The organism is Fictibacillus phosphorivorans, assembly GCF_023715845.1.
GTDB lineage: Bacteria > Bacillota > Bacilli > Bacillales > Fictibacillaceae > Fictibacillus > Fictibacillus phosphorivorans_D.
Genome location: NZ_JAMBOR010000001.1, coordinates 250,268 through 272,036, shown reverse-complemented (window position 1 = coordinate 272,036; position 21,769 = coordinate 250,268). Strand labels below are relative to the sequence as shown.

Below are 21,769 nucleotides of genomic sequence, written 5' to 3'. Positions count from 1 at the left end.
CCTCTCAATTCGATCTGCAACAAACGATTATGGAAGAACTAAATATTAGGTTTAGCAGGGATTAGATAAAGACTAATTCAGCTTAGCTTTTACACTCTCAGGAATATCTTCACCCTGTACTTCTTCCCATCCCTCGACAAAATCACCTTTTACAGTAATTTTTAAGTAAGCATCTTCCTTTAAAACTTTCCCTGAGTCAAAAGTAACTTCCTTTTCTTCACCTTTTTCATTATATCCATTCAGAGCATATTCATATCTGCCATCCTTAGGAACAGCTTCTTCATTTATTTGCACATATACATCTTCTTTAAGGACAAATGGGTTGATATGATCTCTATCTTCTTTGGGAACAACAGTGAAAAATCCAACAAGCAAAACAACTAACACAAGTAAAACTCCCAGTAACTTTTTCATGATTTCATCTTCTCCTTTTTCTATTTCTCATTGTCGATATGCATACTCTTTTAAATTCTTAATATAACTAGACCTAATGATCATAAAGTAAAGTAGTTGTAATAGAAAAAAACCTAAAATCGTAAGGATTCCCGATTGTAATACATTGGGGAAGCCTCCTTCCCTTTGCAACACATGTAATGCAAACCCTGTGTCAATGACAGCTAATAGGAATGGCAGGAAGAACAGAATAGCCGTTTGAAGTGTGGCACTTTTTATCATTTCTTTCTCACTTAGTCCTATTTTCGCTAGTGATCTATACTTTTCTCTTTCTTCATATAGGTCTGTAAATAGGCGGAAATACAAGAAGCTTCCAGCAGCTAAGAAAAAGACAATCGCAATAAATAGTCCTATAAATAAGCTCAAACTTGGTACTTGGACGCTATACAAATAACCAATGGCTTTCGAAAAATATCTGGCGTTCGGATTGTAAGTTTCTCCAACGATATTGTTCTGTATCTTGTGACTTATATCGAGGGTGTCTTTCCAATTCGAGAACCCGAAACCATACCAAGTAGATACTTCAGCCTTTCGTTTTAATTGATTAAAATTTTCTTCATTGATAACTATTACATCGGAAAGCGAGGAAATCGGTTTTTCAATCGATTGTAATTTTATCGGCATTTGTTGGTTGTCCAATTGTAATTTCGTTTTGTTCCTTGGGAGAATGGTGCGTTCCCCTCGCTTCGTCTCCCCAAAGTAAATCCCTACTCCTTTCTCAAGATGGGAGAATTTTGACTTGGGGAAATTTTTAATCCAATCTTTATGAGAAAGTACCAAAACAGGGTAGTTAAAAGGTCCTTGTTGAGCTTCTATCATGGCGATTTTAGATTCTTTGTAATCTATATTATTTTGAACAAGTTGTTGTTGAATAAAAGTCAGCTGCTCGCTTTCATCTTTGTTAGTTGATAAAGAAAGAAACTCCATTTCATATGGGGTGTCCTCTACTGAAAATATAGATTTATACGTAGCCAATGTACCTGTTGCAGTAAAGGCAACAGCTGAAACGATACTTACTATAAAAAATAAACGGGCATTATCTCTGACACGATACGTTAAATCAGATACCCACAACAGATTTATACCTTTTCTATAGAATCTTTTATTTCTTTTTAGTAGTTTTAGCGCCCAAATGCTTAACTGACTATAGAACAAGTACGTACCAATTACTGTACAAACCATAATAATTACTGCACTGCCCGTATCAATCCCTGCAACTAGTGCCATTCCAAATCCTGCTCCTAAAAAAGCAACGCCCAGAATAGAAAATAAGATAGATGGCTTCGGTTCTTTTTTTGGTTTTTGAGATCCTTTTAGTAAGGAAATCGTTTGTTCTGTACGAATAATGAATAATGTAAATTGAGAGATGACTACAAACAGACCAAAAAATACGCCTACCGTTAAGCCTAGCGCTTCCCAAGGGAAATATAACTGCATGGGTTCCATCTCAACAATATATGTTCCTGCAGTAAAAAACAGTTTGGCAAGTACCGTTCCACCGATTATTCCTGTAAGAATAGAAGCTAGTCCTATAAAAACATTCTCCAATGTAATCAGCAGGCGAATTTGTTGTGGCGATGCACCTTGAATCGTGAGAATTCCAAACTCTTTTTTTCTTACTTTTAAAAATGCACTAACAGAATAAAGGATAAATAAAATTGAAAAGATGAAAATTGTCCATTCAGCAAATACCATGCCTTTTTTATTCATCATATATCCCGTCTTGAGTGTAGGATGAAAGATAAACATCGCAAACATAAAGAAAATCATAACAGCAAACGAGCTGCTTAAATAAAAAGCAAGGTAAGACCGTAGATTACGTGTTACATTTCTAAAGGCGAACTGTGGAAAGGTCATCTGCATCTCCTCCTAGCATAGAAAGAACATCCATGATCTGTTGGTAAAATACCTTTTGATTCACGCCTCTATAGATTTCGTTATACAGCTTTCCATCTTTAATGAAAATGACACGGTGACAATAACTTGCAGCATACGGATCATGTGTCACCATTAACATTGTAGTTTGATCTTTTTCATTAATCGATTGCATCGTTTCCATTACGTCTTTAGAAGATTTGGAATCTAAATTTCCTGTAGGTTCGTCCGCTAACAGGAGTGAAGGTTGATGAATAATCGCTCTTGCGATTGCAGTACGTTGCTTTTGTCCGCCAGAAACTTCATACGTTCGTTTTTTTAATATCTCATCAATACCTAATTTTTTTGAAATACTTTGTACCCTTTCATCCATAATAGCTGAATCTGTTTTTTCTAGTGTAAGAGGTAATATGATATTTTCCTCCAATGTTAATGTGTCTAACAAATTAAAGTCTTGAAAAACAAATCCTAATTCTTTTCGGCGAAACTTTGCTAGCTTAGCCTTTTTTAATTTGTGAGGTTCTTGACCATTTATAAGGATTTCCCCCGATGATGGACTATCAATGGTCGAGATTAGATTTAATAGAGTCGTTTTCCCTGATCCCGAAGGACCCATTATTCCAATGAACTCTCCCTTTTCTACTTGATATGAAACATTCGTTAAAGCTTGAAAGGGTGCTTTTCCATCATAAATTTTATTTATATTCTTAACTTGTAGTACGTCTGTCATTTGATTGCCTCCTATCGGTTGATCATGGATTCATTGTATAAAAAATATAAACATGAAAAAATGCGATTGCCTTAAACTAGCCTTACACTTTTGTAAGGAAAAGAAATACAAAAGACCTTACCTGTATGCTGTAGGTAAGGCCTTCTTATTATCCATTTCAATTAAAGGTCTATTCGGAGATATATTACGAAAAGTAGATCTTAAATGTAGTCCCTTCCCCTGCCACCGATTCCAGTTTTATTTCATGCTGGAGCTTGTTCATTATTTCTTTTACAAAATAAAGCCCCATTCCAGTTGACTCATGATACAGTCTTCCATTTATTCCAGTAAAATAAGGATCAAAAACTCTTCTAATGTCTTGTGAAGGGATCCCAACTCCGAAGTCCTGAATTACGAGTAAAATGCGCTTGCCTTGTTTTTCTATGCGAAATATTAATTTATCACTTTTATTAGCCGAATATTTTACTGCATTCGAAATAATTTGGCCGATTGCAAAATGTAACCATTTCTTGTCTGAATACACAAACAGAGTTTCTTCTGGGAACAACGTTTTAGGGAGGATTTTATATTGAATATACAATCGTTTATTTTCCATAATGATTTCATTCATAAAGCTCTGAAGAGGAATTTTTCCAATCGTGTAGTCCTTTTCAAAAAGAGATAACCTTGACGAATACAAAACGGTTTTCAATCCATCTTCTAATCGATATAATTCTTTCCGAATTTGTTGAAATAATTCTTCGTCATGATCCTGAATCATCAAATGGATAACAGATAAAGGTGTTTTCATTTGATGAACCCATTGATCTATAAAAGTGATTCTCTCATTTAAGTCTGATTGTACTTTATGTAATTTGTTTTCATATAACTGTGTAATTATACACTGCCTTTCATGAAGGGATTCGCCTAGTGCGCTTTTTCCCATATACGGAATATGTAATTCTTCCTGTTGAGGTTCTTGTAACCAACGATACAGTTTAAAATCTTGTATCCACCGATATACAAGATAGAGACAGATAGATAGGATCTGTATTATAAAAACATAAAACAAATGATCTAACTCTTGAAAGCCTAAAAACCAGTAATAGCAAAAAACAAATATTCCCTGTATAAAAGTGATAAAAAAAAGGGACAAATGTGAACTTAAAAACAATCTCATTCAGTACCCTCCCACGTATTCTTCATTCTATACCCTGCACCACGAACAGTTTCAATCGCATCTTGAATTCCAAGTTCACAAAGCCGTTTTCTAACTCGTGTAATATATACATTTAACGTATTTTCATCGACAAACATATCAGTATCCCACATTTTTTCTATAAGACGGTCTCTACTCGTAACTTTGTCTCCGCGGTCTAATAATACCTCTAAAAGCATCGCTTCTTTTTTTGAAACCTCGATGGAATGTGAACGAAATCTAAGTTCCATTCTTTCTGGTAAATAGGTTAACCCATGAAAATCTACCACTCGTTCACTTTGAGACCGAGCATATTCCCCATAAGCTCTGCGCAGATGACTCTTAACCTTAGCAATTACCATTTCATATGAAAATGGTTTAGTGATATAATCATCTCCACCATTTTCTAATGCCATAATTTGATCCATCGTGCCTTCCCGTGCAGATATAAAAATGATCGGACAGGTAGAATGCTTGCGAATCTGCCTGCACCAATAAAAACCGTCAAAAGAAGGCAGGTTAATATCTAATAAGACTAAATCAGGTTCTTTTGCTAAAAACATATCTAAAATCGCATCAAACTTCTCCAACGATACGGTTTTATATCCAAATTTCTTTAGATGTTCTGTTAATAGAGAACGAAGGTCGTCATTATCTTCTACAATCATAATTTTTTCCATAAATATGCCTCCTCTTCTTTCCTATTTCAATCTAATACTTTAGTATAATTAATTTTATTCTGCTACTATTCACTACCTCAATAATGGTAATCACGAAAAGCTTCTTTATCATCTCTCCTTTATTTTTAACAACCTTTTTGTCAATTTAAGATGTTCTTGGTCTTTTAGACATAAAAAAACACCTCTTTAGACAATAATATCCAAAGAGGCATTTCTTTGCGACTTTTTTACAAACCTCGCAACTTTACTTCAAGACAACAACTAGTTCCCTTTTTTTGCTTATAGGCCGCACTTTAATTGAGCGTTACAGTTTGTGCAAGTATTGCAGCCGCCGATTTCTTTTACTTTTCCTTTTCGGCATACCGGACAGGTGTTACCTACTTCGTTTCCGATTGTAACATCAGTTGAACGAAGGTCCGTAATCGTATCCAGGATGACGACTTTCTTCTTTTCTTCTTCCATTCCAAGATCGATCTCAGTTTGTTCGAAAGTCTCTTCAGCTTTAAGAGTCAGAACTTGTGCATCACGGCTTCCGTCAACATAAACGGTTCCGCCTTTTGCTCCGCCTTTATATAAGCGCTCATAGACTTTTTGAACTTGATCAACCGTATATCCTTTTGGTGCATTTACTGTTTTAGAGATTGAACTATCTACCCAGCGCTGAATCACACATTGTGTATCCGCATGTGCTTCTGGAGTAAGATCCATTGCTGCAACAAACCATTCAGGCAGTTCATTTTCATTCGCTTCCGGATGATTATCCAGATATTCTTTTACAATATCAGCTTTTACTTCGATAAACTTCCCAAGACGACCGCTGCGGAAGTACGAGAATGAGAAGTAAGGTTCAAGTCCAGTTGAAACTCCAACCATAGTTCCTGTGCTTCCTGTAGGAGCCACTGTCAACAAATGTGAATTACGAATTCCGAATTGTAAAATATCTGTACGTACTTCTTCAGGTAGTTTTTTCATATAACCTGTTTCAATAAAACGATTTCGAAGTTCTTGAGTAGTCTCTTCTGTCTCACCATCTAAGAACGGGAAGCTTCCCTTTTCTTTCGCAAGTTCGATAGACGTTTTATAGGCTGTAACCGCAATCGTTTCAAAAATTTGATCAACCAGCTTATTGCCCTCTTCAGAACCGTATACAGTCTCACAGTAGATGAGCAAATCGTGAAGCCCCATTACTCCCAGACCAACACGGCGCTCACCTAATGCCTGAACACGGTTTGGTTCTAAGAAATATGGTGTGGCGTCAATTACGTTGTCTTGCATACGTACTCCGACCTCTACCGTACGTTTCAACTTCTCAAAATCAACCTTCTTATTTTCTTTATCTGCCATATTCCCAAGGTTTACAGCAGCTAAATTACAAACAGAATAAGGTGCGAGTGGTTGCTCTCCACAAGGATTAGTAGCGACTACTTTTTGTCCATAAGCTGTAGCGTTCGTCATGTCATTGGCATTATCGATAAAGAAGATGCCGGGTTCAGCAGAGTATGTTGCGCAAATGTTGATCAGGTTCCAAAGCTCACGGGCTTTTATACGTTTATAAACGCGAATTCCGTAACCTTTTTCCTCCCATTCACGAACATCTCCAACTTTATGCCACTCGTTATTATATGCTTCCATTTCTTCAGAAGAGTAGCTTTCTACACTTGGAAAACGCAATGTATATTCTCCATCGTTCTCAACTGCTTCCATGAATTCTTTCGTAATCGTAACGGAAATATTTGCCCCTGTCAGGAATTCTGGATTGTGAACACTATAAGTACCGCCATCGCGAAGCATCGTTTCGGCATCACGCAATACATCTGAGTCAAACCCACCCGTTCCAGGAATATCTTTATATCGTAGAATTCCTTCATACATGGCTTTTTGAGCTGGTGTTAACGGCGTGAATTTTAGCTTATCTTGTGCAACTTGTTTAATTTTCTCGTCGTTTGTATTTTCAATTAAATAACGCAAAATACGCGGATTTTGCATTTTAGAAATAATGAAGTCAATAATGTCTGGATGCCAGTCCGCGAGCATGATCATTTGGGCACCTCTGCGTGACCCGCCCTGCTCAACAAGATGTGTAAGTTTCGCTATATCATCCAGCCAGGATACAGATCCTGATGATTTTCCGTTTACGCCCCGTGCTAGAGCATTTTTTGGTCTAAGTGTTGAACCGTTCGTTCCAACACCGCCGCCACGGCTCATGATTTCCATAACTTGTTTACGATGATCTGAAATCCCTTCACGGGAGTCTTTTACATAAGGCATCACGTAACAGTTAAAATACGTTACATCCGTTTCTGCTCCAGCACCGTAAAGGACTCGTCCAGCCGGTACAAAGTTCATTTCGGACAGTTCTTTATAAAACTTCTCGAATGACTCCTGGCGCTTTTCTTCAGTCGTTTCAACGGATGCTAGACCTGTGGCATTCCGAAGTGCGATCTGCTCGTAAAATACTTCGAGAGGCTTGTCCATCACATCAAGTGAACGCGTAATAAGTCCTGTTTCTGCCTCTTCAGGGTTTTCAAGCACGGCTTTGAATTCATCTTCGACTAAAACCACTGCATTTTTATCATCCCAGTTTACTGATTGAATGTATCCAAGCCCTCTTGCCGGGAATTTCGGGTCTTCTTTTACCGTCAAAACCACAAAATCACCCGGTTTGAGTGTTTTCTTTTCTGTGTCTTTAAAACTATATCGATCGAGCATCACCAGTCTTGAAACACCTTTATGTGTTGTCTTCATTGTGGATGATACGGGATGTACTTGTGGAAATTGTGCTATATCGCGATTAAGTGCTTCATAGTCGATACCCTTTTTAACAGTGGCAACCGTGTCCATAATTCTCCTCCTATTACAAATTCTCTCTTTTACAAGGAATGTCTATATCTTGTATGTAGTTCTTCTACCCCTATACTATATATACGTAAACCTCATGTCAAAGAAAAAATATTGTCAAACTTGAAATCAAGAGCAATTAGTCGAATATGAAAGAGAAAAGAATAATTACCATGATTTTATTTATTATTTGGCTTCATACTCGATTTGAATTGCTTGGAAATTTTATAACCCTATATGAGACATAGAGTTTACCAAAATCCTTCTTTTTTCCAAAAAAAATTAATATCTTGACTTCCTTTTTTTCAATTTATTTTTCTTCCAAAAAGAAAAATCGAGACCTCATTTGAGGCTTCGATTTTCTGTTTTTACCTTCTAAACGTCCATTCGTCATTTCGATATCTGGTATCTGCAATACGTTCTACTTCGGCCCATTGTTCATCGGTTAATGTATAAGGAATAAGATTAATATTTAAACCATCTTCAAACCCTTTTTTAAACGCCGTTTTTGCATCATCAATCGTAACAGGTGAATCTAGCAGCTCGTTGATCGCCACCGCCTTTTTCTTAAAGGCTTCCTGCATTCGTTCACGCAGACGATCACTTGAATACTTAAATAAACTAAAGAGCTTATCTTCGTCCAGATCTAACAATATGGAACCATGCTGCAAGATAACACCTTTCTGCCTGGTTTGAGCGCTGCCGGCCACTTTTCTTCCTTCAACAACCAACTCATACCATGATGGTGCATCAAAGCAAACGGCTGAACGAGGGTTTTTTAACCCTTCGCGTTCTTCGTCTGTCTTTGGAACAGCAAAGTATGCATCCAATCCTAATCCTTGAAACCCTTCCTTAATCCCCTCAGAGATCACTCTGTAAGCCTCTGTAACAGACTGAGGCATATCTTTATGATCTTCTGAAACGATCACACTATATGTAAGTTCTTGATCATGAAGAACCCCTCTACCGCCTGTTGGCCGTCTTACAAAGCCTAGTTTATATTCTTTTACAGCTTCGAGATTAATCTCTTTTTCTACTTTTTGAAAATATCCTATGGACAATGTTGCTGGATCCCAGCCGTAAAAACGAATGACAGGCGGGATCTTCCCTTCACTATGCCATGTCAATAAAGCTTCGTCCATGGCCATATTGATGGCTGGTTCACATTCCCCTGAATCAATGAAATACCAATTTTCTTTTTCCATGTTTTCGTCTCCCTGCAATTCTATCGTAACTAGTGTACCAAATTCGGCGGTTGTGTCAAAAACAATCGACTGATTCCTATTATTTTCTTTGCCTATCAGGTCAAGCACCGCTATAATTGGGGTAGATTGTTTAAAGGAGTGCTAGCATTATGGGATGGATTGTTTTAATCGGTATTGTTGTAGCAATAATAGCTTATGTTGTTACGATGGGGATTTATCAAAAGAGATTCTTAAAAACTCTTAATGAAGAAGAGTTTAAAGCAGGTTATCGAAAAGCGCAGTTAATCGATGTGCGGGAACCTGAAGAATATAAAAAAGGTCATATTCTTGGAGCTAGAAATATCCCGTTATCTCAGATGAGACAGCGATTAAAGGAAATTAGAAACGACCAGCCAATTTATCTATACTGCGAGAGCGGTTTTAGAAGTGCCCGTGCAGCGAATTTCTTAAAGAAGAAGAAATATACGAATCTGAATCACCTCCAAGGCGGATTCCGCAAATGGACTGGCCGTGTAAAATCAAACGCATAGAACAAAACAAAGCAGCCCGCTAGAGGCTGCTTTTTCATTTGGTTATTTAAGCTTGTTTCGTATACTTTAAGATTGGTTTTCTTGCGGCAGTTGCTTCATCCAGTCGTTTTACAACCGTAGTATGAGGTGCCTCTTGAACCATTTCTGGAGTTTCTTCAGCTTCTTTTGCAATTTGAATCATCTTTTCAATGAATTCATCAAGCGTCTCTTTAGATTCCGTTTCTGTTGGCTCGATCATAATCGCCTCTTCCACACTGAGAGGGAAATAGATTGTTGGCGGATGATAGCCAAAGTCTAGTAAGCGCTTAGCAATATCAAGTGTTCTTACCCCAAGTTTCTTCTGACGGCGTCCAGACAATACGAACTCATGCTTACAGTGCTGTGTAAAAGGAAGATCGAAATGAGGCTCTAGTCTGCGCATCATGTAGTTTGCGTTCAGAACGGCATTCTCAGAAACTTGACGCAGGCCATCAGGACCCATCGTCATGATGTACGTGAATGCACGAACATTGATACCGAAGTTTCCATAGAACGGTTTCACTCGTCCGATAGATTGCGGTCTGTTGTATTCAAACTTATACTTATCTTCTTTTACCAGAACAGGCTTCGGTAAGAACGGGATAAGATCTGCTTTTACACCTACTGGGCCAGAACCAGGGCCACCGCCTCCATGTGGTCCAGTAAACGTTTTATGCAGATTAAGATGGACTACGTCAAAGCCCATATCTCCAGGTCTTGCAAAACCTAAGATAGCATTTGCGTTTGCACCGTCGTAATAGAGTTTTCCGCCAGCTTCGTGTACGATTTTTGCCATTTCTAAAATATGCTCTTCAAATAGACCAAGAGTATTTGGATTCGTTAACATCAAGGCTGCAACATCCTGATCGACAACACGTTTCAAGTCTTCGAGATCAACAAGACCACGCTCGTCTGATTTTACTGTGATGGAATCAAATCCAGCAACTGTTGCAGAAGCAGGGTTCGTTCCATGAGCAGAATCCGGTACAATTACCTTTGTTCGGTTAAAATCTCCGTTTGCTTCGTGATACGCACGGATCATCATCAAACCTGTCCACTCACCATGAGCTCCAGCCGCTGGTTGCAATGTAACTTCATCCATTCCTGTAATTTCAGCTAGAGAAGTTTGTAATCGGTACATCATTTCCATTGCACCTTGTACAGTCTCCTCTTCTTGAAGTGGATGGATATGAGAAAATCCAGGGAAACGAGCAACATCCTCGTTAATTTTCGGGTTGTATTTCATCGTACAAGATCCTAAAGGATAAAAACCAGAGTCTACGCCATGGTTACGATTTGATAATGCCGTATAGTGGCGGACGATCTGAAGTTCAGAAACTTCAGGGAGTTCTGGTTCTTCTGAACGCAAATAATCGGAAGGAATCACTGATTCTACGTTCACTTCTGGTACATCAAGTTCAGGTATACTATAGCCTACACGGCCCGGTTTTGATAATTCGAATATTAGTGACTGATGTTCTGTACGCATGACAACCCCTCCAATACATTTGCAAGCTGATCGATTTCTTCTTTCGTTCTCATCTCAGTTACAGCAATAAGCATATGATTTTTTAATTCTGGATAAGAAAGACCAAGATCGTATCCTCCGATAATACCGGATTCTAATAACTTTTGGTTTACTTCCTTCGCAGAACATTTAAGTTCAATAACAAATTCATTGAAGAATGGTCCTGTAAAGGCTGCCTTCAACCCTTTATCTTCAAGAACTTTCTTTGCATAGTGAGCTTTTTGTATATTTTGGAGCGCTACTTCTTTTACACCCTTTTTCCCTAGAGCAGTCATAGCAATGGAAGCTGCAAGTGCATTTAGCGCTTGGTTCGAACAGATGTTACTCGTCGCCTTATCACGTCGGATGTGCTGCTCTCTTGCTTGAAGAGTCAATACAAATCCACGTTTGCCGTCTTCATCTACTGTTTGACCCACTAATCGGCCTGGCACCTTACGCATCAACTTTTTTGTTACCGCAAAATATCCACAGTGAGGTCCACCGAAGCCTTGAGCAATACCAAATGGCTGAGCATCTCCAACAACGATGTCTGCATTAAATTTACCAGGAGGTGTTAATGCTCCTAATGCTAGTGGATTTGATGAGACCACGAACATTCCTTTATTTTCATGAACGATTTCTTCAATCTCTTTTAACGGTTCGATCTGACCAAAGAAGTTAGGATATTGTACGATCACACAAGCTGTTTCCTCATCCACTGCAGAACGCAAACCGTTTAATGAAGTCAGGCCGTTTTCAACATCTACTTCTACTACTTCAAGATGCTGCCCTTTTGCGTATGTCTTCAAAACATCTCGAGATTCAGGATGTACGGATTTTGAAACAACGATCTTCTTTCTACGTGTTTGTGCAGCAGATAATAATCCCGCTTCCGCTAGTGAAGTACCGCCATCATACATAGATGAGTTGGCTACATCCATTCCTGTTAATTCACAGATCATTGTCTGGAACTCAAAGATAGCCTGCAGTTCACCTTGAGAGATCTCCGGCTGATATGGCGTGTACGCCGTATAGAACTCTGAACGTAAAAGCATATGGTTAACGATGGATGGTGTGTAATGATCGTAGACACCTGCACCTAAGAAGGAAGCGTAATCCTTAGTGTTCTTATTCATGGCTGCAAGTCTGCCCATTTCTTTTACAAGCTGTGGTTCAGGTAATGCTTCTTCAATGTCAAGGCGTCCTTTAAAACGCACCTCTTCAGGGATATCTTTAAAAAGTTCTTCTGTCGTTTCAATTCCAATCGTTTCAAGCATTTCCTTTTTATCTTGATCTGTCATTGGCAAGTAACGGAACGTCATGATTTCTCCTCCTTATTAGAACGGTTTATTTTCCACGCTTATAAAATGGTGATGCTACCACTTTCGCTTTTAAGCGTTTTTGTCTGATCTGCACTTCAACTTCTGTTCCTAGATCGCTATATTCCTTATCAATAAGGACAAGTCCCAGGTTCTTCTTAAGTGTAGGAGATTGTGTACCAGTTGTTACTTCTCCGATCTTCTTATCCCCTTTAAACACTTCATAATGAGAGCGAGGAATACCTTTATCAATCATCTCAATACCCACAAGCTTACGAGGGGCTCCGTTTTTCTTCTGATCCGCGAGCACGTCTTTACCGATAAAGTCAGCTTCTTTGTCCGTCTTCACAGCAAAACCGATACCAGCTTCAATCGGTGTAATATCCTTTGTCAGCTCTTGCCCGTAAAGTGCAAGTTTTGCTTCAAAACGAAGCGTATCACGAGCTCCAAGTCCAGCAGGCCGTAATCCATCTTCGCTTCCCGCTTCTAGAATAGAGTTCCATAGTTTTTCAGCATCAGCTGCATGGAAGTAGATCTCAAATCCATCTTCACCGGTGTAGCCTGTTCGAGAGACTAAAGAAGAAATTCCAGCTAGCCATACGTTCTCTTTAAAACGGAAGAAACCGATTTCAGAAAGGTCAGTATCTGTTAGCTTTTGAAGGATCGCTTCAGCCTTTGGTCCTTGAATGGCAAGCTGAGCATATACGTCTGATACGTTGACTAGCTCTACACCTTCTGTTTTGTGGCTGCTCAGCCAATCGAAGTCTTTTTCTATATTTGAGGCATTCACAACTAATAGATAGTCATTGTCATCACGCTTATAAATCAAAAGATCATCTACAGTTCCGCCGTTTTCGTAGCACATCGCAGTATATTGAGCTTGTCCGTTTTGAAGTTTAGAAACATCATTCGTCATTGTATATTGCAAGAAGGATAGTGCGTTTGGTCCTTTTACCTCGAACTCACCCATGTGGGAGACATCAAACAAACCTGCTTTCGTACGTACAGCCTCATGTTCTTCTTTGATACTTGAAAACTGAACTGGCAATTCCCAGCCACCGAAATCAATAACTTTTCCACCGTGTTCTTTATACGTGTTAAATAACGGTGTGCGCAACAGTGTAGCCATGTGAATTCCTCCTTTTTCATACTTTAAAATTTTCAATCAATTCAGGACAAAAAAAGGACAGAGAGACCCCTTTAAATAGGAATCCTCTGTCCTGCAACCGGTAAGTTTCTCATAAACGTATGAGTTTCTTCGTTGGTGGCTTTCATCTATATAAAAGCTCTCTCCAGAGATGCGTCGAGCAAGAGTCTTTTTGCCTGAGAGTTTCACGATTGTTTGCTCCTTCGGCGCTGCATCACGCAGTCTCTCCTCTTACTTTCATTCGCGAGTATGTTATTGTCCAAGGTCGCACATACTATTACTATGTTTACTACATTATTATCCTATCATTTTTATAAATGGAATGGCAATGAACTTTTTTATAGAAAGGAAATCCGGTATGAAAATCGACGTTCAGTTTCAGCGAGAATGGCATGATGATTTTTTAAAGCGTGTGGAAGAAGATGGACCTTGGGCCAACTGGGAGTTATATAACTTAGCACTTGAAGCCGAGCATCACCTTGCCATACCTGAGTTTTTGGGGCTTCAAGCTCCAGCTCATCTCCCACAGATGACATTTCTGCCTCATCAGCTGGACGTTGCAAAAACCGTTATTGAACAAATGAACGGTAAAGCAATCCTAGCAGATGAAGTCGGTTTAGGAAAAACGATTGAAGCTGGATTAATTTTAAAAGAATACATGATACGACGCCTCGCTAAGAAAATTTTGATCCTCGTTCCAGCTTCTTTAGTTATCCAATGGACGAACGAGCTTAATCAAAAATTCTTTATCCCTGCGGTTGCACAAAAGAAGTCTTACGTTTGGGAAGCATGTGATGTGGTTGTTTCTTCTATCGATACGGCTAAACGGGCACCACACCGCGATATCGTTTTGAACCAGGAATACGATCTTATCATTATCGACGAAGCCCATAAATTAAAGAATAAGAAAACGAAAAACTATGAGTTTGTGCAGCTTCTAAAAAAGAAGTTTTGTTTATTGTTAACGGCTACTCCTGTACAGAATAGAGTGGAGGAAATCTTTAATCTCGTTTCTTTATTGAAGCCGGGTCACCTTGGCAACAGAGAAAATTTTGATAAAGACTTTAAAGAAGACAAGTATTCATTGAAAAACGAAGAAAAACTAAAACAGCTTGTCAATAAAGTAATGGTACGAAACAGAAGAGAAGAAACGGGCTTAAAATGGCCCAAACGATTAGTAAAGACCATCCCTATTACATTATCAAAAACAGAGCGGGATCTATATGATGAAATATCCAAACTTAAACGGGAACCTTATTTTGACAGAAGTAAGTTCTCTGTCGTGACCTTACAGCGTGAAGCCTGCAGTTCAAGAGAAGCGGTTTTTTTAACACTTAAAAACATGCTTCAAAAAGAGATACCCTCAACCATGATGGAAAACCGCATCGTGGAGTTAATGAAGAAGATTGAATTGGTAGATCAAAACTCTAAAGCATTAAAAGCACTAGAGCTGATTCAGTCTATTAATTCAAAGGTTATTATTTTTACGGAATATCGAGCCACACAATTATATTTACAATGGTTCCTTCAACAACACGGCATCACCTCTGTACCTTTTAGAGGTGGATTTAAACGGAGCAAGAAAGACTGGATGACTCATCTGTTTAAGACTCGCGCTCAAGTTTTAATCGCGACAGAAGCAGGAGGCGAAGGAATAAACCTTCAATTCTGTCAGCACATTATCAACTATGACTTGCCGTGGAACCCGATGAGGATCGAACAGCGCATCGGACGGATCCATAGAATCGGACAGCATGGAGATGTTCATATCTATAACTTTGCTACTCAGAACACCATCGAAGAACATATCCTAAACTTGCTTTATAACAAGATTAACTTGTTTGAGAGTGTCATTGGGGAACTTGATGAGATCTTAACGAAATTTGAAATCAAGAATATCGAGCGACATATTACGGATATCTTGAACACTTCAGACAGTGAAGGCGAAATTAGGATAAAGATGGATAATCTTGCTTCGTTAATTAATTTAGATGGAGGAATCAAACAGAAAGGATGGGAAGAGCATGCAGCAGCACGAGATTCATCGATTTCTTGAAAGGTATTTTGATGCGAACGAATGCCGCATTCTAGAGAAAAACTTCAGTTATATGAAAGTTCAACTAACGACTGAGCTAGATAAATTACTAATGAATCGCCCATTCTATTGGCATTACCTTGAAAAAACCGGTGGAACACCTAATCCTATGACATTAACACTCGTAACAGGACAGCAGCAGGCACCAGATGGCAAAGGAGAGTTTATCCATTTCGGCTCTCCCCGCCTTCATCAGATTTTTGCATCTACTAAAAAACTCGCTTCTTTCATCCGGTTATACGAATCTGTACCGCAGCAAGGTTCACAAGTACCTCTTCAACCTTGGCTATGTTTAAACGTAAAAGTTACCTATCAAAGCGATCAAAAGAAAGATCAATTGCTATCGTATGGCATTCAGTTAATCAACGGTACGATAGAAGATCAATTTCATAGCCGGCTTCAGAAGCTTTTATTAACGAAAAGAATACCTGATTTTTGCTATACGCTCAGTCCTTTTATTAAGTTAGAGAGCGCAATAAAAAGGCTTGAATCTAAAATACAGGAAGTGATCGACCATGATGATCATACTTGGGCAGAGGATGCAATGAAACGGTGGAAAGAAGATCAAGATCTTTTAGAAAGCTTCTATGAAGATCTTTTAACAAAACCTGAATCCTATCATGTAGAAAAAGAAGCACTTCGAACTCAATATGAACCTAAGATTCTGGTAGAAATCATAAACGGAGGGCTCTTTTATCTTTCATAAATGTACACATGCTTCATTGCCATGAAAAGTGGTTTAATATGAAAAAGTTCAACTTGACCAAAACAAAAAGCCGGGTTAGGCACCCGGCTTTTTCCTTTTTCCAGCCAATAGCTTATCGCTTTCTTTTCTTCTTGAACATAAGACCTAAACTCATCGGTAAAGCTCCAAAAAGATAGGTTAGCAACGGTTCTTTTTCGCTTTTCCTTGTTTGTCTTCTTTCTTTTCGGACCGATTTAGGTTCATCAAGATATTTCACTATTTTTTGAGTGAGATATTTTACGACATCATTTCCGGAGGCCATAAACAAAACTCCTTTAATTCACATTCGTCTTCTAGTCTTGTCTATTTGCTCAGGAATTAAACCGTCTCAACTCATCAATTATTTGCTCAGATACCTCTTGTGCCGTCAAATTATCCGTTAATATCGTAATGTCACACTTTTCATAATGCTTTCTCCGCTCGTTATAAAGCTGAAAGATATCTTCTTTTGAATTTGTCAGCAATAGTGGTCGTTTCTTTCGTTCCTCTTCTTTCATCAAACGGCTCCACAATACAGGAAAGCTTGTTTTTAGATAGACAACAGTCCCCTTACTTTTCATATAAGTAAGGTTTTCTTCCCGGACAACTGCCCCTCCACCTGTCATGACCACTGCATGTTCGATAGGAAGCTGACGAATAGCTAGAGATTCATAGTTTCGAAAAGCCTCTTCTCCTTCATTATGAAAAATTTCTTTTATCGATTGCCCTCTTTGCTTCTCAATGGCAGCATCCACATCATATGGCGGAACTTCCAGCTGTTTAGAAAGATGTTTTCCAACTGATGTTTTGCCGCATCCCATGAAGCCTACTAAGTATATGGTGTTCACCTTTAACCCTCCACCCATTTTGTAACGCTGTTCTGGGTTACATTATAATATACTTTCACACTTTTTGTATGGCTCTTATCAGTTAATGCCTCAATCACAATTAATCTCTCTTCATCTGTCGTTTTTTCAATCAACAAATGAACGCTTCCTTCATTCAAAACGATATTCTTCTCTAGTGGATACAACACAGAAGCATCCTTTATATCATTGATCGCACGCTCTACTCCTTGCTTAAGAAGCCTAGTTTGTTTGTATTGTTCTTCCTGCATATAAACAAATTGTCTTTCTGTTGAAATCTTCCCAGTTAAGTATCCCAAAAAGATAAGGATGATTAAACACACTGTTATAGCCAGTGGATAAATGATCCCCTTTTCATTATTCATTACTCGATCCTCCAAAAATATCGCTCATATTCATTTCCTTGTGTATCTATGAGCTTTACGGTTAACAATTCGTTCGAATGCTTTTTTAGAATCATCTGCCTAATATTCTGCACCCACACTTCATGTCCTAGCCCATTAACTTGCTTACGGACCAATGAATGGTATTTGGAGAACTCCGCAACATCACCGTTAGAAAGGGTGATAAACAACGAGTGGTTATTAACGTCAAAAAACTTTCCTTCTCTGATTTCTTTACCTAGCATGGAGAAAAATAATGAGGTTTCTTCCATCTGTGGAACGGAAGGCTTTTTTTGAATAGGGACAAACAATAGTGGAATAAGTGAAGAAAGCATAAGAAGTACTGTCAGTGCAATGAACGCTTCCATTAAGCTATAGCCTTTCTGAGAATCAGCATACTTAATAATAGCTTGAACACGCCTTATACTCTTTTCGGTTAGCCCCTTTAAAAGTAATACAGATCTCATATTCATCTGTAACTCCCTTTATCGTTGTTAATGAGTAGGTTGTTCTATTTTGTATCCACTCCTTAGCATCTTGAAATTTCAATAATGAGAGACGATCCACTTCTTCGATGGCATATAAAAGTTGTCTTGTCGTCTTTTGCTCTTGATTCAATTGATAAACATAGGGTAGACAAATGGAAGCGATAGCCGAAAATAGCAATAGACCTAGCATGGATTCAAGAAGCAAGTATCCTTTATTGTTTCGTAACATAAAATTTACCTTTACCTATCTGAAACACCATTTTATACACATCATCGTCAGAATGAATATAAATGGTTCCAGCGCGACTGATGTTTCCGTTCTGATTAAATTGAATCGCCATTTCAAGAGCTTGTCCTTCAACGGTAATATGTTTAGGGATTTCCCGTTTTAAAACCTTATTTGAACCATACGTTCCAATCTGGTATATTTCTTTCTCGTTATTAAAGGTCAGTCGGTACACACTGGTTTCATTTATCGCTTTCTGCTGAGTCATCATAAGTTCCTTTTCAAGAGTATTTAAAAAATACTCTGTCTTTCGGTTTTTTATGAAAGATTGGAATTTCGGAAAAGCAACAGAACCTATTATTCCGACGATCAAAAGAATGATCATCATTTCAATCAATAAATAAGCGGACTGTTTTTCTTTCTTCAGGATGGTTCATCCTCTTTATTCACGTACACTTTACCTTCACTATCAATGAGTAATGGCGTTTTGTCTGGACATTCTTTTGTATCAATATATTTACCTTCATATAACCTTTCAATTGTTGGCAACTCATTTTTTTCCACTTCATACGCGCCTACTTGCCCTTGTACAAGATCGATTGTTGCTTCACAGCCAAGTGATTTTACAATCGTGTTATTCTTAGTCATACTAGGCAATGCAATCAGCATCAAAACAGAAATAATCAGTAAGACGATCATCATTTCAATCAGTGTAAAACCACTTTCATCTCTCATAAAAAGATTCCCCCTCCTATAATGCCTCCATTAGTTGAAACATCGGTAAAAGCATAGAAGCGAACATAAGCAAGACAAAACCACCAATTACAGAAAAAAGAATGGGCTGTATTTTTTGCAGATTCGATAAAATTTTCTCCTCCAATTCGATTAAAATCCATTCCCCGTATTGAACGAGTTCACGACCTAGTTCTCCGTTTGCCTGTCCGAAACGTATAATATCGCTCATTCCTTGTAGATAAAAAGGGGTCTCAAGTAAAAGTTCAGGCAATGTTTTTCCATCCAATAAACCTTTTTGCAGCCTCATACTCTCTTCTTGAAAAAAACCTTTTTTCATATGTTTTTCCATGATGATTAATGCATCTGTTACCGACAAGCCGCTTTTTAGCATCGAACCAAAATTCATACTGAAATAATGGGAGTTCATCAGTAAAAGAAATGACCTCATAAACGGTATAGATGTTAATACTCTCATTCGATAAGAACAGCTTGTGTTTCTCCTTGCATAGTAAACAGCAACCCATCCGACTAGTGATAGTAATAAGACAGTAACAAGAAGGTAAGGAAACAAGGAGAGGAATGACAGCATTATTGAGGTGAACGCGGGTGTCTTAACCTCTAATGAAGAAAAGAGAAGAGAAAATTGAGGAAATAAAAAATAGTAAAAGAGTATACCGATCCAGACGGTAAGAAACAGCAAAAACAAAGGATATCGAATCGCTTTATTTAACCGTTCCTGCCATTCAGTTTTCTTCTTCATGAAATTACCGTTTTCCAGTAGACTATTCGTTAAGTTACCGTTGACACTGTTTATGGACAACGAACTTATGACTTCATCCGGCAGATTGAGTCTTGAGAAGACATCCAGAACAGAATTACCATTAGACAATGTTTCCAGTAAATCTTCGATTAAATCTTGTTCTTTATCAGGTAAATGAGATTTTACAAGCTCTATACTTTTATTAATTGAATAGCCTTTGCTTAATAAAAGGCCTAATTTATACAAGAAAATGCCTTGAGAAGCTCTCTTCCACTTTTTCTTAAACATTCCCCTTCCATCCCATCCATCTTTCATAACTCTCTTTCGTTACAAAACCAGCTGCATATGCGTGATTAAAATAATAAGCAAGGTTTTTATAGAATGGCGGGAAAGAATTATTATGCTTAAAGGCTGATTCCAGCTCTTGATTACTTAAAATTTCATAAATCCCAGCTCTTCTAAAAGTTCTGGATTTAAAACAATAGTCACTGCACGTATCGACGCAAAAACGGCACGGTACGGAAATCAGCCTTTGTGACACGACACCCATCAAGGTTTGCTTCAATTCTGCCACGCCGATGCCAAATTCCCTCAGGCGTTCTAAACAGCCTATACAATCAGAAGCATGCATGGTCGAGAGAACTAAATGGCCTGTCAATGATGCACGGATCACTAGCCTGGCTGCTGCTTCATCCCGGATTTCCCCTATCATGATGACATCAGGATCGTGACGCAGAAGTGATTTAAAACCTTCTCCATAGGTAACACCAGCTTTTTCGTTAATTTCCATTTGAAGAAATGTATCAACTTTTCGTTCGACAGGGTCTTCTAAAGTAACTACCTGCCGCTTATAATGCTTTTGGAGATATTGAAGCAAAGAATAGAGCATAGTTGTTTTTCCTGAACCAGTTGGGCCAGTGAACAAAAGTAAACCGCTTGAACGTTTAAGAAGAAAAATGAGTTTCTGAAGAGTATGTGGGAAGAGTGAAAGTTCATGGATCGAAAAGGATTCCTGCTGAGGAAGTATGCGGATTACAAGAGATTCATTCATTGCAGAAGGAATAGAAGATAGCCGAAGATGTACGTTATTATTATCAATGAATGCATCCATAGCACCACTTTGTGGTTTACGGTGTTCACCGATATCCATTCTGGCTGAATATTTAAAATGTGAAATAACACGTACGTACTCTTCGAAATTAAGTGATCGGTATTCGAGTAATCTTTCATCAATACGAAATTGTACGACTCCTCCTTTTTTATGTGGAATGAAATGAATGTCTGATGCGTTTTGTATTACCGCATCATGCAAAATAGAACTACCTAGAATTTTTATTGGCAAGCATTATCGGCCTCCTTTTTGTTTAGTGTTATTATAATACTTCACTCGAGTTAAATTCCCTTTATTTTTTTAGAAATAAACGCATATAAATTTCGACACGGCTCATACTATTATTGCATTGGGCTATAGCCAAGCGGTAAGGCAACGGACTTTGACTCCGTCATGCGTAGGTTCGAATCCTGCTAGCCCAGCCAATAAAAAAATAAACACTCTTAAAATGATAAGAGTGCTTGATACTAGGACACATGACTTGACATGTGTTCTTTTTCTTTTTTGCGGCTTAATTTTTTCATATCACCAGGACTATATCCGGCAATCAACAGTTCTCCATCCGTTACGAGCGGACGTTTGAGCAGCTTAGGATTCTTCGTTAAAAGTTCAAGCAGTTCGTTTGTAGAGAGATCGTAAATATCCACATCGAGCGATTTAAAAGATTGGCTTCTTTTAGCTAGAATATCCTCTGTTCCCGCCTTGGTCAGCTTTAGCAGCTCTCGTAGTTCTTCTACGGAAGGGGTTTCTTTAAATAGGTGTCTTTCTTCGAATGAAACTTTATTTTGTTTAAGCCACATTTTCGCTTTCCGACATGAAGTGCAGCTGGGATAGGTATAAAACGTAATTGAATTCATATGACTTCACTCCTTTTGGTTTACATTACCTTTAAAAGAGGCATA

General features: G+C 38.3%; 23 protein-coding genes, 1 tRNA gene and 1 riboswitch. Of the genes, 4 read left to right on the top strand and 20 right to left on the bottom strand.

Translation table 11 applies throughout. From position 1 onward, the window contains the following. Nucleotides 1–72: 72 nt before the first annotated feature. From M3206_RS01385 to M3206_RS01355, 7 genes are all read right to left on the bottom strand, one after another. Complete coding sequence (locus M3206_RS01385; RefSeq protein ID WP_251310704.1) at nt 73–414, bottom strand: YxeA family protein; 342 nt, start codon at nt 412–414, stop codon at nt 73–75. A gap of 27 nt (nt 415–441) precedes the next feature. After that, nucleotides 442–2,310 (bottom strand): FtsX-like permease family protein, encoded by a 1,869-nt coding sequence (locus M3206_RS01380; protein WP_251310703.1) that lies wholly within the window; start codon nt 2,308–2,310, stop codon nt 442–444. Next, nucleotides 2,285–3,058 (bottom strand): ABC transporter ATP-binding protein, encoded by a 774-nt coding sequence (locus M3206_RS01375; RefSeq protein WP_251310702.1) that lies wholly within the window; start codon nt 3,056–3,058, stop codon nt 2,285–2,287. Before M3206_RS01375 ends, M3206_RS01380 begins: the two co-directional genes overlap by 26 nt. A gap of 184 nt (nt 3,059–3,242) precedes the next feature. Further along, nucleotides 3,243–3,848, bottom strand: coding sequence for an ATP-binding protein (locus M3206_RS01370; protein ID WP_251310701.1), 606 nt, complete (start codon nt 3,846–3,848; stop codon nt 3,243–3,245). A 365-nt stretch (nt 3,849–4,213) separates the two neighbouring features. Continuing rightward, nucleotides 4,214–4,915, bottom strand: a complete 702-nt coding sequence (locus tag M3206_RS01365) for a response regulator transcription factor (protein WP_251310700.1) — start codon at nt 4,913–4,915, stop codon at nt 4,214–4,216. 279 nt (nt 4,916–5,194) lie between these two features. Next, nucleotides 5,195–7,756 (bottom strand): vitamin B12-dependent ribonucleotide reductase, encoded by a 2,562-nt coding sequence (locus tag M3206_RS01360; protein ID WP_251310699.1) that lies wholly within the window; start codon nt 7,754–7,756, stop codon nt 5,195–5,197. A 365-nt stretch (nt 7,757–8,121) separates the two neighbouring features. Then, nucleotides 8,122–8,958, bottom strand: coding sequence for a lipoate--protein ligase family protein (locus M3206_RS01355; protein ID WP_251310698.1), 837 nt, complete (start codon nt 8,956–8,958; stop codon nt 8,122–8,124). Nucleotides 8,959–9,107: 149 nt separating this feature from the next. Between M3206_RS01355 and M3206_RS01350 the strand changes: the two genes are divergently transcribed. Beyond that, nucleotides 9,108–9,488 (top strand): rhodanese-like domain-containing protein, encoded by a 381-nt coding sequence (locus M3206_RS01350; protein ID WP_251310697.1) that lies wholly within the window; start codon nt 9,108–9,110, stop codon nt 9,486–9,488. A gap of 46 nt (nt 9,489–9,534) precedes the next feature. On the opposite strand, the gene gcvPB is transcribed toward M3206_RS01350, so the two are convergent. The 3 genes from gcvPB to gcvT are packed head-to-tail and all read right to left on the bottom strand — an operon-like array spanning nt 9,535 to nt 13,461. After that, nucleotides 9,535–10,995, bottom strand: coding sequence for an aminomethyl-transferring glycine dehydrogenase subunit GcvPB (gene gcvPB / locus M3206_RS01345; protein WP_251310696.1), 1,461 nt, complete (start codon nt 10,993–10,995; stop codon nt 9,535–9,537). Beyond that, nucleotides 10,971–12,335 (bottom strand): aminomethyl-transferring glycine dehydrogenase subunit GcvPA, encoded by a 1,365-nt coding sequence (gcvPA, locus tag M3206_RS01340; protein WP_251310695.1) that lies wholly within the window; start codon nt 12,333–12,335, stop codon nt 10,971–10,973. Before gcvPA ends, gcvPB begins: the two co-directional genes overlap by 25 nt. Before the next feature lie 25 nt (nt 12,336–12,360). Beyond that, on the bottom strand, nt 12,361–13,461 hold the full coding sequence (gene gcvT / locus M3206_RS01335) for a glycine cleavage system aminomethyltransferase GcvT (protein ID WP_251310694.1): 1,101 nt from the start codon (nt 13,459–13,461) through the stop codon (nt 12,361–12,363). A 172-nt stretch (nt 13,462–13,633) separates the two neighbouring features. After that, nucleotides 13,634–13,720, bottom strand: a riboswitch (glycine riboswitch). Nucleotides 13,721–13,837: 117 nt separating this feature from the next. Between gcvT and M3206_RS01330 the strand changes: the two genes are divergently transcribed. Next, nucleotides 13,838–15,535 (top strand): DEAD/DEAH box helicase, encoded by a 1,698-nt coding sequence (locus tag M3206_RS01330; protein ID WP_251310693.1) that lies wholly within the window; start codon nt 13,838–13,840, stop codon nt 15,533–15,535. Continuing rightward, entirely contained in the window at nt 15,504–16,280 is a 777-nt protein-coding gene (locus tag M3206_RS01325; RefSeq protein WP_251310692.1) for a YqhG family protein, read from the top strand. Before M3206_RS01330 ends, M3206_RS01325 begins: the two co-directional genes overlap by 32 nt. Before the next feature lie 112 nt (nt 16,281–16,392). On the opposite strand, the gene M3206_RS01320 is transcribed toward M3206_RS01325, so the two are convergent. Genes M3206_RS01320 through comGA form a run of 9 tightly spaced genes read right to left on the bottom strand, consistent with a single transcriptional unit; the run spans nt 16,393 to nt 21,098 of the window. Further along, nucleotides 16,393–16,581 carry a YqzE family protein gene (locus tag M3206_RS01320; protein WP_251310691.1) on the bottom strand — a complete coding sequence of 63 codons (189 nt, stop codon included), beginning with the start codon at nt 16,579–16,581 and terminating at the stop codon, nt 16,393–16,395. Nucleotides 16,582–16,630: 49 nt separating this feature from the next. Next, nucleotides 16,631–17,146, bottom strand: a complete 516-nt coding sequence (locus M3206_RS01315; protein ID WP_251310690.1) for a shikimate kinase — start codon at nt 17,144–17,146, stop codon at nt 16,631–16,633. 2 nt (nt 17,147–17,148) lie between these two features. Beyond that, a complete protein-coding gene (gene comGG, locus M3206_RS01310; RefSeq protein ID WP_251310689.1) occupies nt 17,149–17,529 on the bottom strand; it encodes a competence type IV pilus minor pilin ComGG in 381 nt (126 codons plus the stop codon). Then, nucleotides 17,529–18,014, bottom strand: coding sequence for a ComGF family competence protein (locus tag M3206_RS01305; RefSeq protein ID WP_251310688.1), 486 nt, complete (start codon nt 18,012–18,014; stop codon nt 17,529–17,531). The genes comGG and M3206_RS01305 overlap by 1 nt, the downstream gene beginning before the upstream one ends. Next, nucleotides 17,947–18,264: a hypothetical protein gene (locus tag M3206_RS01300; protein WP_251310687.1), complete on the bottom strand. Its 318-nt coding sequence runs from the start codon at nt 18,262–18,264 to the stop codon at nt 17,947–17,949. The genes M3206_RS01305 and M3206_RS01300 overlap by 68 nt, the downstream gene beginning before the upstream one ends. Next, the gene (comGD, locus tag M3206_RS01295) at nt 18,248–18,649 is read right to left on the bottom strand and encodes a competence type IV pilus minor pilin ComGD (RefSeq protein WP_285876650.1); all 402 of its coding nucleotides are present in this window, start codon (nt 18,647–18,649) and stop codon (nt 18,248–18,250) included. Before comGD ends, M3206_RS01300 begins: the two co-directional genes overlap by 17 nt. 35 nt (nt 18,650–18,684) lie before the next feature. Next, nucleotides 18,685–18,996: a competence type IV pilus major pilin ComGC gene (gene comGC / locus M3206_RS01290; RefSeq protein ID WP_251310685.1), complete on the bottom strand. Its 312-nt coding sequence runs from the start codon at nt 18,994–18,996 to the stop codon at nt 18,685–18,687. 16 nt (nt 18,997–19,012) lie between these two features. Beyond that, the gene (gene comGB, locus M3206_RS01285) at nt 19,013–20,044 is read right to left on the bottom strand and encodes a competence type IV pilus assembly protein ComGB (protein WP_251310684.1); all 1,032 of its coding nucleotides are present in this window, start codon (nt 20,042–20,044) and stop codon (nt 19,013–19,015) included. Then, entirely contained in the window at nt 20,037–21,098 is a 1,062-nt protein-coding gene (comGA, locus tag M3206_RS01280; protein WP_251310683.1) for a competence type IV pilus ATPase ComGA, read from the bottom strand. The genes comGB and comGA overlap by 8 nt, the downstream gene beginning before the upstream one ends. A gap of 119 nt (nt 21,099–21,217) precedes the next feature. Between comGA and M3206_RS01275 the strand changes: the two genes are divergently transcribed. Further along, nucleotides 21,218–21,292 (top strand) — tRNA-Gln (locus M3206_RS01275). Nucleotides 21,293–21,334: 42 nt separating this feature from the next. Here the strand turns inward: M3206_RS01275 and M3206_RS01270 are convergent. Next, a complete protein-coding gene (locus M3206_RS01270; RefSeq protein ID WP_251310682.1) occupies nt 21,335–21,724 on the bottom strand; it encodes a Spx/MgsR family RNA polymerase-binding regulatory protein in 390 nt (129 codons plus the stop codon). Nucleotides 21,725–21,769: the final 45 nt, after the last annotated feature.

Excerpts from the sequence above, each read along its gene's own strand:
- M3206_RS01385 (WP_251310704.1), bottom strand. The coding sequence starts at position 414 with ATGAAAAAGTTACTGGGAGTTTTACTTGTGTTAGTTGTTTTGCTTGTT.
- M3206_RS01380 (WP_251310703.1), bottom strand. The coding sequence starts at position 2,310 with ATGACCTTTCCACAGTTCGCCTTTAGAAATGTAACACGTAATCTACGG.
- M3206_RS01375 (WP_251310702.1), bottom strand. The coding sequence starts at position 3,058 with ATGACAGACGTACTACAAGTTAAGAATATAAATAAAATTTATGATGGA.
- M3206_RS01370 (WP_251310701.1), bottom strand. The coding sequence starts at position 3,848 with ATGAAAACACCTTTATCTGTTATCCATTTGATGATTCAGGATCATGAC.
- M3206_RS01365 (WP_251310700.1), bottom strand. The coding sequence starts at position 4,915 with ATGGAAAAAATTATGATTGTAGAAGATAATGACGACCTTCGTTCTCTA.
- M3206_RS01360 (WP_251310699.1), bottom strand. The coding sequence starts at position 7,756 with ATGGACACGGTTGCCACTGTTAAAAAGGGTATCGACTATGAAGCACTT.
- M3206_RS01355 (WP_251310698.1), bottom strand. The coding sequence starts at position 8,958 with ATGGAAAAAGAAAATTGGTATTTCATTGATTCAGGGGAATGTGAACCA.
- M3206_RS01350 (WP_251310697.1), top strand. The coding sequence starts at position 9,108 with ATGGGATGGATTGTTTTAATCGGTATTGTTGTAGCAATAATAGCTTAT.
- gcvPB (WP_251310696.1), bottom strand. The coding sequence starts at position 10,995 with ATGCGTACAGAACATCAGTCACTAATATTCGAATTATCAAAACCGGGC.
- gcvPA (WP_251310695.1), bottom strand. The coding sequence starts at position 12,335 with ATGACGTTCCGTTACTTGCCAATGACAGATCAAGATAAAAAGGAAATG.
- gcvT (WP_251310694.1), bottom strand. The coding sequence starts at position 13,461 with ATGGCTACACTGTTGCGCACACCGTTATTTAACACGTATAAAGAACAC.
- M3206_RS01330 (WP_251310693.1), top strand. The coding sequence starts at position 13,838 with ATGAAAATCGACGTTCAGTTTCAGCGAGAATGGCATGATGATTTTTTA.
- M3206_RS01325 (WP_251310692.1), top strand. The coding sequence starts at position 15,504 with ATGCAGCAGCACGAGATTCATCGATTTCTTGAAAGGTATTTTGATGCG.
- M3206_RS01320 (WP_251310691.1), bottom strand. The coding sequence starts at position 16,581 with ATGGCCTCCGGAAATGATGTCGTAAAATATCTCACTCAAAAAATAGTG.
- comGG (WP_251310689.1), bottom strand. The coding sequence starts at position 17,529 with ATGAATAATGAAAAGGGGATCATTTATCCACTGGCTATAACAGTGTGT.
- M3206_RS01305 (WP_251310688.1), bottom strand. The coding sequence starts at position 18,014 with ATGAGATCTGTATTACTTTTAAAGGGGCTAACCGAAAAGAGTATAAGG.
- M3206_RS01300 (WP_251310687.1), bottom strand. The coding sequence starts at position 18,264 with ATGTTACGAAACAATAAAGGATACTTGCTTCTTGAATCCATGCTAGGT.
- comGD (WP_285876650.1), bottom strand. The coding sequence starts at position 18,649 with ATGATGATCATTCTTTTGATCGTCGGAATAATAGGTTCTGTTGCTTTT.
- comGC (WP_251310685.1), bottom strand. The coding sequence starts at position 18,996 with ATGAGAGATGAAAGTGGTTTTACACTGATTGAAATGATGATCGTCTTA.
- comGB (WP_251310684.1), bottom strand. The coding sequence starts at position 20,044 with ATGTTTAAGAAAAAGTGGAAGAGAGCTTCTCAAGGCATTTTCTTGTAT.
- M3206_RS01270 (WP_251310682.1), bottom strand. The coding sequence starts at position 21,724 with ATGAATTCAATTACGTTTTATACCTATCCCAGCTGCACTTCATGTCGG.